Source organism: Shewanella dokdonensis, assembly GCF_018394335.1.
GTDB classification, from domain to species: domain Bacteria; phylum Pseudomonadota; class Gammaproteobacteria; order Enterobacterales; family Shewanellaceae; genus Shewanella; species Shewanella dokdonensis.
Genome location: NZ_CP074572.1, coordinates 2882174 through 2898433 on the forward strand (window position 1 = coordinate 2882174; position 16260 = coordinate 2898433).

At 50.5% G+C, this 16260-nt stretch carries 9 protein-coding genes and 4 pseudogenes; 6 read left to right on the top strand and 7 right to left on the bottom strand.

What is annotated here, in order from left to right; all coding sequences use genetic code 11:
* Positions 1-168: 168 nt before the first annotated feature.
* From KHX94_RS13800 to KHX94_RS13810, 3 genes and pseudogenes are all read left to right on the top strand, one after another.
* Positions 169-642, top strand: coding sequence for a hypothetical protein (locus KHX94_RS13800; protein WP_213681085.1), 474 nt, complete (start codon positions 169-171; stop codon positions 640-642).
* Positions 635-1135, top strand: a complete 501-nt coding sequence (locus KHX94_RS13805; RefSeq protein WP_213681086.1) for a hypothetical protein — start codon at positions 635-637, stop codon at positions 1133-1135. Before KHX94_RS13800 ends, KHX94_RS13805 begins: the two co-directional genes overlap by 8 nt.
* Positions 1136-1229: 94 nt before the next feature.
* Positions 1230-2626: pseudogene (locus KHX94_RS13810) on the top strand (hypothetical protein); the annotation flags it as partial.
* Positions 2627-2724: 98 nt separating this feature from the next.
* Here KHX94_RS13810 and KHX94_RS13815 read toward each other — a convergent pair.
* The 7 genes and pseudogenes from KHX94_RS13815 to KHX94_RS13845 all read right to left on the bottom strand — a co-directional run bounded on the left by KHX94_RS13815 (position 2725) and on the right by KHX94_RS13845 (position 12651).
* Complete coding sequence (locus KHX94_RS13815; protein ID WP_213681087.1) at positions 2725-4938, bottom strand: PAS domain-containing protein; 2214 nt, start codon at positions 4936-4938, stop codon at positions 2725-2727.
* A 77-nt stretch (positions 4939-5015) separates the two neighbouring features.
* On the bottom strand, positions 5016-5627 hold the full coding sequence (locus tag KHX94_RS13820) for a TatD family nuclease-associated radical SAM protein (RefSeq protein ID WP_213681088.1): 612 nt from the start codon (positions 5625-5627) through the stop codon (positions 5016-5018).
* 75 nt (positions 5628-5702) lie between these two features.
* Positions 5703-6068 carry a VOC family protein gene (locus tag KHX94_RS13825; protein ID WP_213681089.1) on the bottom strand — a complete coding sequence of 122 codons (366 nt, stop codon included), beginning with the start codon at positions 6066-6068 and terminating at the stop codon, positions 5703-5705.
* Between the two features lie 53 nt (positions 6069-6121).
* Positions 6122-9266: pseudogene (locus tag KHX94_RS13830) on the bottom strand (efflux RND transporter permease subunit).
* Positions 9266-10473: pseudogene (locus KHX94_RS13835) on the bottom strand (efflux RND transporter periplasmic adaptor subunit). The pseudogenes KHX94_RS13830 and KHX94_RS13835 overlap by 1 nt, the downstream one beginning before the upstream one ends.
* 170 nt (positions 10474-10643) lie before the next feature.
* A complete protein-coding gene (gene srmB / locus KHX94_RS13840) occupies positions 10644-11873 on the bottom strand; it encodes an ATP-dependent RNA helicase SrmB (protein WP_213681090.1) in 1230 nt (409 codons plus the stop codon).
* Between the two features lie 79 nt (positions 11874-11952).
* Positions 11953-12651 carry a tRNA1(Val) (adenine(37)-N6)-methyltransferase gene (locus KHX94_RS13845; protein ID WP_213681091.1) on the bottom strand — a complete coding sequence of 233 codons (699 nt, stop codon included), beginning with the start codon at positions 12649-12651 and terminating at the stop codon, positions 11953-11955.
* Between the two features lie 387 nt (positions 12652-13038).
* On the opposite strand from KHX94_RS13845, the pseudogene brnQ reads away from it, so the two are divergent.
* From brnQ to dsbC, 3 genes and pseudogenes are all read left to right on the top strand, one after another.
* A pseudogene (gene brnQ, locus KHX94_RS13850) lies at positions 13039-14448 on the top strand (branched-chain amino acid transport system II carrier protein).
* 46 nt (positions 14449-14494) lie between these two features.
* A complete protein-coding gene (gene xerD, locus KHX94_RS13855) occupies positions 14495-15400 on the top strand; it encodes a site-specific tyrosine recombinase XerD (RefSeq protein ID WP_213681092.1) in 906 nt (301 codons plus the stop codon).
* Between the two features lie 97 nt (positions 15401-15497).
* Positions 15498-16214 (top strand): bifunctional protein-disulfide isomerase/oxidoreductase DsbC, encoded by a 717-nt coding sequence (dsbC, locus tag KHX94_RS13860; protein WP_213681093.1) that lies wholly within the window; start codon positions 15498-15500, stop codon positions 16212-16214.
* Positions 16215-16260 lie beyond the last annotated feature (46 nt).

Sequence of the window (16260 nt, forward strand, 5' to 3'; positions counted from 1 at the left end):
GGTATGGATCACTATTTCGCAAATTGATCTGTAAATCACATGATTTCCGGTTACCAGGATCACAGTACCGCTAGTTTTCACTGCCTATACTGAGCGCCAATGGCAAAAACCTATCACACGGGTGGCTGCCGCAACCTTATGTTGATAACGGAAACGATCCCGAAATTTATGCTTAACTCATTATCTCAGCCCCAACCGCCAAAGTATGTGTTGGGTGAGCAAATCAATCCCGCACCTCGTATGGTGGTGGTGATCATGTTGTTGCTGCTGATGCTCGGAATTAGCGTCTATTTCATTAAGAAATTTCCGGTCAGTGACGCGATATTGCCGTTGGCACAACAAACCGTTACTTTGCCATCTGGACAATCAGTGCAGTTGTTGCTGTTTGCCAATAGCAGAGTGAATAATCACTTGCTGCAAGCCACCGCCAATACTGTCTCTGCCGCCTTACTCCAGTGCCATCAATCACCTTGGCAGCAGGTCTATCTGTCGATTTCCCATGAGAAGCAGATACTGAATATCAGCCTCAAGGGTGAGCGTAATGGTCACTTAGTCTTACGTAATATCAAGGCGGGTGATAGCGGTCGGCAAGTGGGGTTTATCAATCAACAATGGCTCCAGGGGGTTCATCTCTGTGACTAAAGCCTGGCCCTGGCTACTGCTGGCGTTATTGGCATTAGTGGCGGTAGCCAATACTTATTATGGCGGTCAGCGTCAGCCGCGTCAGTTGCTGCTTAATTGCAGTTCTGAGCTGTATGATCATGATGACCAGCAGCAGACCCAGTATTTTCTGTTGTTCGACTTACAGGCATCGGGTCGTGATGCGCTGGTCAATTATCGCTACTTTCACACCGATGGTTCTGCCGCGGGCAGTGTGATGATGCACGGCCAGCTCACCCGTGGTGCGGCGGGTATCAACTATCAGATTGCGGTGAGTGATAAACAGGAGCAGCAGGCTAATGGCCCAGCACCTGAGCACATGCAGTACCTGTCCTATATCAGTGGTCTTAACCTCAAAAACCGTGCAGTACATCCTATGACGCTGGAAGTGCTGGATGCTGACGACAAACAACATTACGCCGTGGTGCGGGTACAGCCGGGTAATGGTGTTTATGCTTGTCGCCTACAGCAATAACCCTTTAACTGCATCCCTAAACCCGCTATTCTCTCCTCTCATTATTGAACTATTATGATGATTCATAAGAATTTTGTGGGAGAAGTCAGGCAGCGTGTCAAAACTACGGATCAAGCAGGAAGAACAGCTTTCCATTAAATTCAGCCATCTGTTAGGTGTGGGTGAACGGCGTAAGCTGGATCTGTACTTTTCGTTGCCCAAAGAGATGGGGATTGGCCCGCAGAGCCTAGACGAAGAAGAATATTACTTCAGTGCCGTGTTGGGGCGCCGTTCTTATTATTCCCAAGGGCTACACCTGCCACTGGTGCAATCGCGTTTCATCAGTCAGAAAAAGCGCACGCTGGAAGAGTATCGTCTGTACATGAACCTGTTCGCTTATCAGTTTGTGGTGGCGATGGAAAATGATGCCAAGGAGCTGTCGCGCCAGACGGATACACCACAGTTTTATCAGGATCTCAATGAGCTGACGGTACACTGTGCCACATTATTGCGCCGTTTCCGCCGTAATGCGCCTGCCGATACCAAATGGAAACATTACTTTGAGAATGCCGATAACTACCTTTCCTGGTTTTGCGAGCAGCAACTGCTGAAATTGTTGAAAGATGCGCCGCAGCCGGAGCAATACCAACATGTGCATGGCAAGGTGTTGTCGCTGTGTCACATGGAGCAGCATCACCGTGAAAATCACAAATATAACTCGTCACAGACGATGACCGAGCCTAACCGCATCGCCAATAAGATGTTGTTGCTGCGGCGCTTAATCCAGCAAGGGGTTGTGCTTAAAGAGGAACTCAAACCCTTAGGCGTTGGCCTGAAAAAACTGACTACGGGTTTGGCTACGGCCTTGGTGATGCTGGTGGTGTCATCCCTTATCATCAAAGCGCAGGGGTTTTTAACGGTGTCACCATGGTGATGGTGTTGGTGTTAGCGCTGATCTACGGCGCTCGTGAAATCTTTAAAGATGATGTGCGTAATGCCATGTGGCGTTATGTGCAGCGCGGGCGCCCACGGTGGAGCCGCATCCTGCGCGACACTACCACGCAGAATCTTATCGCCAAACAGTTGGTTTGGCTCGAATTCATGCGCCAGAAGGACTTACCCGAGGCGGTGCAGGAGATCCTGCGGCGGCGCCATAGTCAGAACAAAGTTGAGGCGGAGATCCTGCATTATGGGATCAGTACCAAGGTGGAAGATACTGATTTTCTGTCGGGATATAACACCATTCAGGAACAGGTGATCTTCAGCCTAGTGCCGTTTGCCCGCTATCTGGAACGGGGTAAGGACAAAATCTACTCGGAAGACAACGGCACTATCAGTTCAGAAGCGGTGGAACGGCGTTATCAGATCAATTTGGTGGTGGTCTGCCGGAAAGAGAAACAACCGCCACAATATGCCCGTTTCAAAATCACCATGAACTGGTCGCAAATCGTGGATTTAAGTCTCAGTGATATTCCCGACACACTGCCTATGATTGATGAGCTGGTGGACGAAGCCACTTTACCGGCGGCAACCACCCGGCTGGATAATAGTACGGCGCCGCGCATCAGCGATTACCCGGCAAATGGTGATAGCGCCGCTAAAGATAGCCATCAAGCCTGACGGGTAAATGCCTGACAGATATTGCGCTCGCCGCTCTGTTTGGCGCGTTTGAGGGCAATTTCAGCGTTATTGAGGAACTGTTGCAACGTCTGCCCCGTCACATAGGCGGCAATGCCGATACAGATGCCATCGGCCAAACCGTGCTGCGCAAGATTTTCCAAGGTCGCGGCGGCAAAGTGATGGCATGCGGTCGCATCGGTATCTGGTACCAGCACCACAATTTTGCCTAACTGCCAGTTCACCATCTGATAGCCCCGTGGCAAATCGTTGAGTACCTGAATTTCCACCTGCTGCTGGCGGCTTTCCAGCGACTCAATCTCACTCATATGGCTCAGCAGCGCTTCAGGACTGATATCCAATAACATCAGACAACTGTGTTGCTGCTCTGGCACTGACATGGCATTGAAGAAGTTTTCCAGATCTTCCAGTTCAGGCATCACCTTGGTGCGATGCGGAATGCGCGGGCCCGGTAATTCCCGCACATTGGTGGCACGTTCAAGCGTACATATCAGATAACTCAGCTCGCCTTCTCGGTCCTGATAGCTCTTCAATGTGGCCTGTATGCAGCCGGGACGGTGTTCTTGGCAGAGGATCTGTCCCTGCCACAGTCCATGGGTTGATACTAGCTGCATGATGCGTGGCCATTGATTATCTAGGTCGTTTTGTAGCAATTCACTGAGCGTGTGTTGCAAGCTCCCGTCGAGTTGCAGCAACTGATCGAAGGTATCGTTGACGCGTACCAATTTGCCAGTGGGGGTGAGCAGTGCGGTAGCAACGGCTGAATCGCTGAGCAACTGATTGAGGAAGGCATCCTGACGTACTTGTTTGAGTTCACTGATATCTTCAAAGGAGATCAGCGCGTAGCCATCGCGGCCTTCGCCTACTACCCGAATATTGAAGCGCAGCACTATGTTGTCCAAGGCTTGTAATTGGACTTCACCATGCCAGACCTTGTTCTGTTGCAGTTGTTGTCGCACAGACTCATACCACTGCTGATCTTGCTCTAATAATTTTTGCAGACTGCGATTTTCAATCTCTTGCTGGCGCTGTTTGAGGATCTCGGTCGCCCGGTCGTTAGCACAGATAATTCGGCCACCTTCGTTGACCAGCAGACAGCCAAAATCGGCACGAAACAGTCCATCAGCCAGCAAAATACTGCCGAGGCGGGCTCGTTGCTCCAAGCGGAACAGATGCATAAAGATCATCGCCAGCGCCGCCAGCAATGTGACGACCACTGCGGTCACTAGCAGAATGTTGCGCCACTGCGCAAAACGGGCGCTGATATCTTCATTGCGAATATAAGACAGCAACATATATTCGCTGTCTTTTTGGCTGGCGGATGCCAAAGGGATTTTCAGATAGACAAAAGTGGCTTGTTCACCATGAAACTCACCAAAATTATTGGTGGCTAAATCCCGCCATAACTGTGGGTAACTCTGGCGCAGACTACTGCCGAGTGTATCTGGGATCCCTGTCAACGGGTCGAGGTTAGAGGCGCCAGCATAGAGCTGCCCCTGTTCATCCAGCAATAAAAGCGGGGAGTCGTTGCTGGAAAATGCCGGCTTGATGGACTGTAGCATCTGGCTGACAGAGTTATAAGTCACCAGATAACCGCGAATGCTCTGATCGGCATTTTCCAGCCAAGCCATCTGCATCTGATAGGCTTCTAATCTGTCTTCAACTGGCGCAAATTCCACTGTTGAGGTGTAAATATCATTGCCACCCATACTGCGGATACTGTCCAGCAAGGTCTTTGATAACGGGGTGTTGCTAAAATTACCGCTGCTGGCAAGGCGCAATTTGCCGTTGGCGTCATACACGGCAATATCTATCAATTCTGGAATATTGTTTTTTAGGCTCTGCCAGCTCTGCTGCAACCGCTGTTCTTCCTGATGGCCAGGATTATCGAGATAATGTTTGAGTGGCTCCGCGCGTGAAAACATCTGGGTACGAAACTGCTGAAAGGAGATTTTGTCAGCCAGCAGGGTGCCAACCGTCTGTAGTTCACTGTAACGTTGTACCGCCCATTCTTCCTGCAAACGGCGTTCACCTAGCGTGATCAGCACATTGGTGATCAAAAAAACGGTGATGATCAGCATGCTCAGCTGACTGGCAATAGCCAATAACCTTTGACGGGACCAGTGAACACCGCGAAGGTGGTACAACAATCGCGAGTCCGCTGAAGTGGGATTCTTTTTCAACATCAAACTGCTTGAACGGCGACCAGAGATGGCAGTTATGTTAACACGAAAAAGGCGAACAGCCAGTGCTGCTTATACTCTCAACCGAGCGCGCCTAACTTGCGGTATTTAAAACGGCAGCCCGCAGCTTCTACCAATGCCTGACAAGCGTGAATATCTACCCCTTCCAGACCATCAATGGCAGATACTTGAACGTCGGCAATATAGTGTGGCGCTTGCTGCATAAAAGCATTCACTGCTTGCCAACTGCCTTTAAGTTTTGGCTGGCAATGCAGTTGGTATAAGGCTTCGTTCTGGGCATTGAGCGATATGGATAAGGCATCTACCCACTCGCTCAGTTCCGGCAGAATATTGCGTCGATGAAACAGATTGCCCAAGCCATCGGTGTTGACGCGCACTCTACCGCCGCGTTGTTTGATCTCCTTGGCGACCGCCAACAAGGTTGGCAAATTGAGTGTTGGTTCGCCATAGCCACAGAAAACATATTCAATGAACTGGCTAACATCACCTAATAGTGGCGTGATTTCGTTGGCCGATGGCTGATGGTCTAACGCCAGTTGGTACTGGTGGAGCTGCTTGCTGCCGTTATTTTTCGGGCAGAAAGTGCAGCGCAGGGTGCAGCGGCCAGTAATATTCAGATAACGGCTTTGGCGGATATCATAGACCAAGGTACTGTTTGCTTGAGTGTTCATAGTTAACGGCAATAAAAATGGATGCCAGCAGTGTAGTGCCTCTCGCTGGATGTGAATGTCACCCGGATCAGAAAATCAGGACTCAGCCACGGTTTCAGACCAGACCGCAAACTCATTGCCGCTTGGTTCCAGAAAATGAAAGCGGCAGCCACCGGGAAAATTGAATAACGGTTTGATGATGCGGCCGCCATGTTCAGTAATTTTCGCCTGTGTTGCCAGAATATCTTGGCTATAAAACACCAGTAGCATACTGCCATTACTGGTGGTGGCTGCCATTGGTGCCCGGTAAAAGCCGCCATCAATACCGGCACCGTCAAAAGCGCAGTAGTCCGGCCCATAATCCACAAAGCGCCAACCAAAGACTTCCGCAAAAAAGGCTTTGGTGGCTTCGGGGGCAACCGCTGGAAATTCCAGATAATTCAGTTTCTCATGAGCTGGCATGGCGTTTCTCCTAGGCGGTGATAAAAATGCCGGTCAAAGGACCGGCATTTACATTAGGATTGCTCTTCCGTCACAGGTGTTGTGACTTTGGCTGCGGGTTTCCACCACCAAGTATAGAAACGGCGGAACCCCCGTTTAATGTCCTCTAGAATAATATAGAGCATGGGCACCAAGATCAGTGTTACCACGGTAGAAAACAGGATCCCGAAGGCCAGCGACACCGCCATGGGGATGACGATTTTTGCCTGCAAGCTTTTTTCCATAATGATAGGAACCAGCCCGACAAAGGTGGTCAATGACGTCAGGATAATGGCCCGGAACCGCTCACAGCCTGAGTTAATCGCCGCTTTCAGCGTGGAGTGGCCCTCTTCCCTTGCTCGGTTGACAAAGTCCACCAAAATCAGTGAGTCGTTTACCACCACCCCGGCCAGCGCCACAATACCACACAGACTCAGCACGCTCATCGACAGTCCAAGTATCAGGTGACCAAACAGCGCACCAATCATGCCGAACGGAATAACTGACATGATGATCAGCGGTTGGCTGTATGAGCGCAGCGGAATTGCCATCAGAGCATAAATGGTGAAGATGGCGAAGATAAAGCCCTTGGCCAGACCGACAACTGCGTCCTGTTCATCCTGGCTGGCACCGTCTAGGGTAGTAGCGAGATCGGGATACTTTTTCTGTAGTTGCGGAATAAATTGCTCTTGGATCTCACTGACTATCTTGGCTGGTTCAGCCTTTTGCTTGTTAGCATTGGCGGTAATGGTGATTGCACGGCGACCATTCACCCGGGTAATCGAGTTGTAGGAGTCACCTATTTCAATGGCGGCCACACTGCTGAACGGCACAGATTTGCCATTGGCGGTGCGGATCAACATGTTTTCCAGATAACCCACAGTGCGGCGCTGTTCCTGCGGATAGCGCACCATCACTTTCACTTCTTCCTTGTTGCGCAGAATACGTTGGGCTTCGTAACCATAAAAGCCGTAACGTACTTGGCGGGCAAGGTCTGACAAGGTCAATCCCAGCGCTTCCGCTTCAGGGCGGATTTTCAAGCGGATTTCATGACTGCCAGAAGAGAAATTATCGGCAATATCGTACACACCATCGTAAGTTGCGAGCTTCTGTTTCAGTTCCGCTGCCGCCGCTGACAACTCTTCCAGATTGGCTGAAATCAGCCGGAAAGAGATATCACCACCGCCACCATTGGTGCTGGCATTGATATTGAGGTTTTTCACCGCCACCATTTCTGGCAGTTGCGCTCGCCAAGCATCAGCAATCGCCACACCGTCTACGGCACGGTCTTCAGCCTTGGTGAGTTCGGCAAAAATGAAGGCAGAGGTACGGCTATCCATGTTGATGAAACTATGGTTGACCACTGGGTAGCCCAGCTCTTTTTCCATCTTGTCATTCATGGCATACAGCGCATCTTCTACCTGTTGCGTCACTTTCAGAGTATTGGTTTCGGAGCTGCCTTCATCCATTTCTAGCTGTACTTGAATGAAATCAGAAGGAATATCCGGAAAAAACACCCAGCGCACATGGCCGGTTTGCACTAAGGCAATGGAGATCAGCAAAATACCAATAAATACCGCAACCACACTGTAGCGATGCGGGATCATCCGCTCCATAAAGTTGCGGTAACTGTGGTTGATAAAGTGCTGCACTCTGGAATTGAATGCCTGGCGGAAGCGCCCCATCCAGCCTGGCTTGGCGTGGTTCTGTTTCATGTGTGCCAGATGCGCTGGCAGAATGAATTTCGACTCAATCAACGAGAAGCTAAGACACAAGGTGACAATCAAGCCAATAGAGATCCAGATGATGCCCATCGGCCCTGGCACCATCAGCATCGGGATAAACGCCGCAATCGTGGTCAGTACCCCAAAGGTTGCTGGCATCGCCACTTTTTAGCGCCGCGGATAACATTGTCAACTGAGAAACCTTTCTCTTCCACTTCGGTATGGGCGCTTTCACCGATAACAATGGCATCGTCTACCACAATCCCCAACACCAGAATAAAGGCAAATAGCGTCAACATGTTAATCGACAGATTAAACGGCTCCAGCGGCATCAATGCCAGCGACCCGAGGAAACAGACTGGCAATCCCATCATCACCCAGAAGGCCAGTTTGATATCGAGGAACAAGGCCAAAATGATGAATACCAACAGTGCCCCATAGGCCATATTGGACAACATCATGCTGAGGCGACCTTTGAGGTAATGGGTTAAATCACCCCAATAGTCCAGTTGCGCGCCAGCAGCAGGGTGGCTTTGCGTTTGGCAATGTAGGCTTTCACCTGATCAGCAATCGTCAGCGCGTTCTGATCGTCAATGCTGGTGACTTCAATGATGGCCGCAGGTTTCTGGTCAAAACGAGTGTAGTCCAGCCGTTCTTCAAAGCCATCTTTAATCTCTGCCACCATGGGCAGCATGATGCGGCTGCCGTCAGGCCGAGTCTTTACCACGATTTTAGCAAAATCGTCGGCGGTATAAGCTTGCCCTTTGGTACGCAGCAGAATGTCACCATCTTCGGCACGAATCGCGCCACCGGGTAAATCTAGAGAGGAGTTCTGTACTGCCTGGGCCACTTCAGTAAAGGTCAGCCCGTATTCGCGCATCTTGTCTTCAGAAACTTCAATGCCGATTTCGTAATCCCGTACCCCGGTGACTTTCGCCTGGGTTACCGCTGGTAGACTGGTGAGTTCATCACGAATGGTCTTGGCCAGCTCTTTCATCTCATGCGGTGCTAAGTCGCCATATACAGAGACCCAGATAACGTTATTTTCCGGCCGAATGCGATAGATGTTGGGTTTTTCAATGGCAGCCGGGAAGGTGGAAATCGCATCCACTCGCAGTTTGGCTTCATCCAGAACATCTTTGGGATCATAACCATCCTGCACTTCAAGGGTGACGTTACCTACACCATCACCAGCAACCGAGGTGATTTTTTTGATGCCAGGCACATCCCGCAAGGCTTCTTCAATCTTAATGGTGATCCCTTCTTCAATCTCCTGTGGTGCGGCACCTGGGTAGGCTACTGAAATCCGCAGATAGTTGAGATCAAAAGTGGGAAACACCTCTTTATTGATGGTAAATGCTGATACCAGACCACCAATAATGAGGATCCACATCAACAGGTTGGCCGCAACGTTGTTGCGGGCAAACCAGGCAATAATTCCGGTTTCCTTTTCCATCAGCGTTCCCCGGCATTAGCTAGACGCTGCTCATCCGGTGCGTCCTGTGGTGAATGGGAGGAGCCTTTATCTTGACCCGCCACCTTTACCAACTGACCTGTACTCATATTGTTGAGCGTTGTCAGCGATACCCGTTCACCGTCTTTCAAGCTGTCTTTTACATAGACGGAGTCCAGATCGGTACGGACAACATTGACCTTACGCATCTCCACCTTGCTGTCTGCGCCAATAACGGCCACTTGATTGTTACGCACCAGATAGCTAGGCAGTTTGACAACATCATCTACGGAGCGCCCTTGAATTGCCGCATCGACGAAACTGCCAAACTTCAGCGGCAGTTGTCCGGGTTCACGGTATTGGCGCAGATAGGGATCTTTTACTTCAGCAACCAGATACACCATGCGATTGTCTGGATCTATGACCCCTTCACTCCGTACCACGGTAGCGCGCCAGTTGAGGGTTTTGCCACCAAGCTGAGTGCTGAGTGTGACTTCGGTAAATGGATGATCGATGGATTCCAGATATGCCAGATCTTTGTTCGCCAGTGGCAAGCGCACTTCGGCGATGGCGGTGTCATACAGTTCACCCAGTTCATTACCCACACTGACATACTGGCCTAAATCCACATTGCGGCTGTGAACCAAGCCATCAAACGGCGCGCGGATAACGGTACGTTCCAGATTACGTTTGGCACGATCCAGGGCGGCTTCCGCATATTTGACATTCGCCTGGGCTTCTTTCAATTGCGGTACCCGTAAGCCGAGTTCCGGCGGGACGCCTTTAAAGCCAGAAAAATCCACTTTGGCCACTTTACCGCGGGCGATCTCTTCATCCAGTGCCGCTTTGTTTTGTGCCAGCGTGGCTTCTGCCTGACGCAGGTCGGCCTGATAATCAAAAGGTTCGATCACTGCTAGTTCATCACCAGCTTTGACCATACCACCGGCAACAAAGCTTGGCGCAATAGTGACGATACGGCCTTTTACTTCACTGACCAGTTGCGTTTTGAACTTGGGATTAACAGTGCCATAGGATGGCAATGACAGTGATACGGTTTGTGGCTTCACCGTTAACACATCCACCACCGGGATTGGGGTTTCTTCCGGCTTTTGCGGTGGTGTTTTTTAGTGGCAAACAACACACCGACTACAACAATCGCCACTAGGATAATTGCAATAGGAGGGAGCACTCGTCTCAAAAAGATATTCATACGCTTTTTCTGTCCATATTGGCAGCGAATCTGCGGCCTAAATTACCAGAGACACCACGGCCGATAAACGAGTTTTTGTAAAGTAAATGTATCAAAAACTAACGGCGCATTGGTGGGATAATGACCATCCTGGAAAAAAGGAACCCAGAGGTTCCTTTTTCACTTATATATTAAGACTTGCTAATTTTTGCTTTGTTTTTATTTAGTTTTTTTGTATTAGCCTTGTTCACTTTCTTTTTCACTGGCACTCGCGCTTCTTTATGCTTGGGGCGCAGCGCTTCAATGACGCGACGTTTCAGTTTCTGCTCGGTATAGCGCTCGATTTTACTCAGCACTAACATATCGTGGGCTTCGACCAGTGATATTGCCGTGCCTTTCTTGCCCGCGCGGCCAGTACGACCAATGCGGTGCACGTAAATATCGGCGGTACGCGGCATATCAAAATTGATTACATGGGTGATATCGTCCACATCAATGCCGCGGGCGGCAACATCGGTGGCAAGCAATACCTTGACTTCACCTTTGGTAAAACGTCCCAGCGCTTGAAAGCGTTTTTTCTGTTCCATATCGCCGCGCATAAAGGCGGTGGGAATACCAGCCTGTAGCAGTTGGCCTTCAAGACTTGCCACTATTTCGCGGGTTTTGGCAAAGACAATGGCGCGGCTTACGTCTTCCTGTTTGAGAATATGGCACAGCAGCGCAAATTTATGCTCTTTGTCATCGGCCAAGTGCACCCACTGATGAATCTTAGCTTTTTCACTGCGCGGCGGTTCGGCTTCGACAAAAACGGGATCTTCCAGCAATTCGTTAGCAAAACTGCGGACACCATTTCCTTCCAAGGTGGCAGAAAACAGTAACGTTTGCTTACGTTTTTGCGCTTCAATCACAATGGATTTCACCACTTGAGCAAAGCCCATATCGAGCATGCGGTCGGCTTCATCAATCACCAGTATTTCGACTTCGGTGGCGCTGAATAGCCCTTTATCCATGTAATCCAGCAAGCGGCCAGGGGTAGCGACCATCAGATCGATATTACCGCGCAAAGCCTGTTCCTGTGGCCCGTAGGGAACGCCTCCGGTCACTATGCCCATTGTGAGCTCAACATGGGTTGCCAGATGGCTGGCATAACGGTGCACCTGACTGGCGAGTTCCCGCGTTGGTGTCAATACCAATACCCGCGCTTGACCTGGATGCCGTCTTGGAAAGTCCAGCAGATGTTGTAACGCTGGCAACAAGTAGCTGGCGGTCTTACCCGTACCTGTAGGGGCATGGGCTAATAGATCACGCTGCTCCATTGCCAACGGAATGGTCAGTTGCTGAATCGTTGTCGGGGTGTTATGCCCCATGTTTTTCAAGGATGCCAGCAGTTCTGGCTCCAGTTCGAACTCTTCAAATTGCATGCAGGAACTCTCTGTGAATATCGCGCGGCAGTATACCTGCTCGCCAGTGATCTTTATAGCTTAGCCGTGCAGTTTAACGTCAGAGCTTAAGATAAAAATCGCGGGTGAGCTGCTGCATGGCGGTGGAATAGCGGCCATCACTAGCGCGGATCGAGATGACTGGCATTGCCTGTGGCTCAATAACCGCTTGCTTGCTGACCAGCAATAGGCTGCGATTAGGCGCTTTGTCGGGGCGACCGCTCACATCTTGTCGTTGCGCTAGATGCAGACCAACGAGTTGTAACTGGCGGTTCAGTGACGCGACTTGATCCCAGGGCAGGATCAGGCTGGCTTGCCCCAGCGGTAGTAACAACCTTGCTAGGGCGGCGGCCAGATCCGCATAACTCAGATAATCGGTGTGGCGGGCACTGGCGCGGCTGGCGGCTGTCGCCTGTGGGCCGTTTTCGAAATAGGGCGGATTACACAAAATATGATCATAGGCCGATGCGGTGAATTGCTGGATACCACACAGATGCAGTTGTAGCCGATGATGCCAGGGGCTAGCCGCAAAATTTTTCAGGCAGACGCTTGCGGCTTGAGGATCAATTTCTACCGCGTCAATCTGCGCTTGGCTGCGCTGCGCTGCCATCAGACTCAGCAAACCACTGCCAGCACCAATATCCAGCACTTTTTGGGCGTGTTGCAGTGGTGCCCAAGCACCCAGTAGTACACCATCGGTACTCACTGGCATACCACAACCGCTGTCATCGACATGGAATTGTTTGAAACTGAAGCCCACGATTAACATCCTGAAACACAAAAATTTCGGCAGCGCATTGTAATCGGTGATGACATTTTTGTCCTGCGGCGATAGTCGCAACGGCTATGTTTTGCTGTTTGATGCGGCGGCTAACGCTAGCGGCCATAGTCGCGACAGCAGATTTTTTTATCTGGGTGCTCTTGCCCCTGTCGATTGGCTTTGGTAATAGTGAAAGCCGCAAAGACACATATATGAAACAAAACAGCGTCAGCAGCTGTGGGGCCGTCAGTTTTCTGAGGCTTGTCTGTTGTCTGAAGGTTAATTCGCTGATGATGTTTTCAGCCGATTTCAGATGGCAAACTGCTGACATTCATGCCGTTTATAACCATAACTTTATATAAGAACATAAAAAGACAGAGGCATCTTTTGCAAGATAAACAATTGACGGTCGGTGACATCCTGGGCCTGGGATTCATGACGTTCGCCTTTTTCTGGGCGCAGGTAATCTGATTTTTCCGCCTTTCGCTGGCTATCAGGCAGGTGATCACAGCTATACCGCTATGCTGGGATTTCTGACTACCGCCGTGGGATTGCCACTGGCAGGATTGATTGCGGTTGCCAAAGCTAAGGGGCGGGTGATGCGCATGTTGCCTGCCACTGCTGCGACGCTGTTTGCGGCGGCCATCTACATTATTATTGGCCCCGCTTTTGCTGCACCACGTACCAGCTTGGTCGCTTTTGAAATCGGTGCCCGGCCTTTTTTGTCGGATGTGGCAAGCACGCTCACGCTGGGGGGCTAGTGCTCAATGAAGCACAGTTGTACTTCACTGCGGCTTTTTTGTGGTGGTAATGCTGTTAGCCGCTTTTCCTGGCAGGTTGATGGATAGTGTGGGCAAGGTGTTAACGCCTGTGTTGTTGCTGCTGTTGGTCGCGTTAGCGTTATCTGTGGTGGGCTTTATTGGCAATCCCATGCCTGCGGCCACCGGAGATTATGTGTTACATCCTCTGAGTAAAGGGATTGTGGAAGGGTATAACACCATGGATACATTGGCATCGCTGATGTTTGGGGTGTTGATTATTGACCTACTGCGGCAAAAAGATATTCATGATACCCAGTTGCAAACCCGCTATCTGATCCGCGCTGCATTTATTGCCGCCGCAGGTCTAGCGTTTGTTTACGTGTCGCTGTTTATTCTGGGCGCTACCGCCGGTGACTTGGCCAAGGGAACAGAAAATGGCGGTCAGATCTTAACTAATTATGTGACCCATCAATTCGGCTTTGCTGGAACGATTGCCTTGTCTGTGGTGGTCAGCCTAGCTTGTTTGACCACGGCAGTAGGGCTGGTCAGTGCCTGTTCCGATTTTTTCAGCACCTTGATCCCCGGACTGACGTATCGCATGTTAGTGGTACTGTTAAGTGTTGTCTGTGCCATTGTGGCAAACGTTGGTTTGAGTCAGTTGATCTCTATCAGTATTCCGGTATTGATGATGGTTTATCCCGTGGCCATTGCCTTAGTGCTGGTCACCTTTGTTAACAACTGGTTCCGCAACCCACAGTTGGCGCACCGGGTGGCACTCACTGTGGCATTGATTTTTGGGATTTTTGATGGGCTTAAAGTGGCGGCCGCATCCTTGCAGTCCTTTGATGTAAAATCAGAAAGTTCAGTTGCCACCGCACTGGTGCATTTTGTCGAAACGGTTTCACCCGTGATGTCGAAGATGCCATTGTATGATCAAGGGATGGCTTGGCTGGTGCCGACACTGCTGGTGATCCTAGTCTGTTTCTTCTTCGGTAAAAAACGGCCGTTAACCACTGATATAGTATCGCTGCGTTGACGGCGCTATGCTGTTGGCCGTTATCGCAGCGAAGGTTTCTGATTTTATGGCACAGCCATCTTACTATCCTGATCCATTAATTGAGGGTTTTCTTGATGAACTCTGGTCTGCCAGAGGGCTCAGTGATAATACTCTCAGTGCTTACCGCAGCGATTTGCAGCATTTTGATGAATTTCTGCAACAACGTCAGGTGTCATTACGTGATGCGGGACGCGAGGTGATCCAAGATTACCTTGGCTGGCGCTTTGACCAAGGTGCCGCCAGTACGTCCAGTGCCCGTTTGCTCTCCAGTCTGCGACGTTTTTACGGCTTTTTGCTCACCAAGCAGATGATTACGGATGATCCGCTAGCGCTGATAGCCTCTCCTAAACTGCCGCGCAAGCTGCCGGATACCCTAAGTGAAGCGGATGTGGAAGCGTTGCTGGCCGAACCAAACAACGAAGACACAGTGGAAGGGCGCGATAAAGCGATGTTGGAGCTGCTGTATGCCACCGGTTTACGTGTGAGTGAGTTGGTGGCATTAACCTTGGAGCAGATAAGTCTGCGACAGGGGCTGGTACGAATTACCGGTAAAGGGGGCAAGGAGCGCTTGGTGCCCATGGGGGAAATGGCTATTAGCGAACTGGAGCGTTATCTGCAACAGAATCGCCCCGCACTGCTGGCATATGGTCAGAGTGATGTGGTCTTTCCTTCTAATCGCGCCCGCATGATGACCCGCCAGACTTTTTGGTACCGCATCAAGTTATATGCCCAGCGAGCCGGGATAAGCAAAGCGTTATCACCACACACTCTGCGCCATGCTTTTGCTACGCATCTGCTGAATCACGGTGCCGATTTACGGGTTGTGCAGTTGCTGCTGGGACACAGTTCGTTATCGACTACCCAAATTTACACCCATGTTGCTAATGCACGCTTACAGGCTTTGCATACGGCACATCATCCGCGAGGTTAAGTGAGTTGCTTTATTGCACACTTGGCTGTAACTTTCCCACAATGAATCGGTCTGAAGTGATAACAGGTGTACTGCAGACCATAACCAAGGAATTATCATGAAGTTTTCCCGTACACTTTCTCTGTGTTTGGCGCTGGCGGTGGCACCTCTGGTGCATGCTGAATCTTCGGGCCAGACCGAGCAACTGAAACAAAAGTTAACTAGCGCGCTAGGGGTTGAAGTGCAATCGCTCACTGCCGCGCCAATCCCTGGGCTATTGCAGGTGCTTACCAGCCATGGCGTATTGTATGTCAGTGAAGATGGTAGCAAATTGTTTCATGGCAATATCTATGACCTGAACAATGGCATGGCAAACCTTACCGAGGCAGCAATGGCCGGGCCGCGTTTGCAAATGCTTAAGCCATTTGAAGACAAGATGCTGGTGTATAAAGCCAAAGATCAGAAGCATGTGGTGACCGTGTTTACCGATGTTACCTGTGGCTATTGCCGCAAACTGCACAGTCAGATGCAGCAGTATAACGATTTGGGCATCACCATTCGTTACTTAGCTTATCCGCGGCAGGGGGTTCCATCCGCCGTGGCCGATGAAATGGAAGCCGTTTGGTGCTCCAAAGATCCCAAAAAGGCCATGGATGAAGCCAAAGCGGGTAAAAACATTACTGTTGCCAAATGCGATGCCGATATTGCTGGGCAATATCAGTTAGGCGAGAAAATGGGCATCACTGGCACTCCATCGATGATTTTGGAAGATGGTTCAATGGTTCCGGGATATCTGCCGCCGCAGCAGTTACTGCAAAGCTTGAGTGCACACTAAGCAATAAAGTGGCGGGTCAAAAAGGCGAGCAAAATGCTCGCCTTTT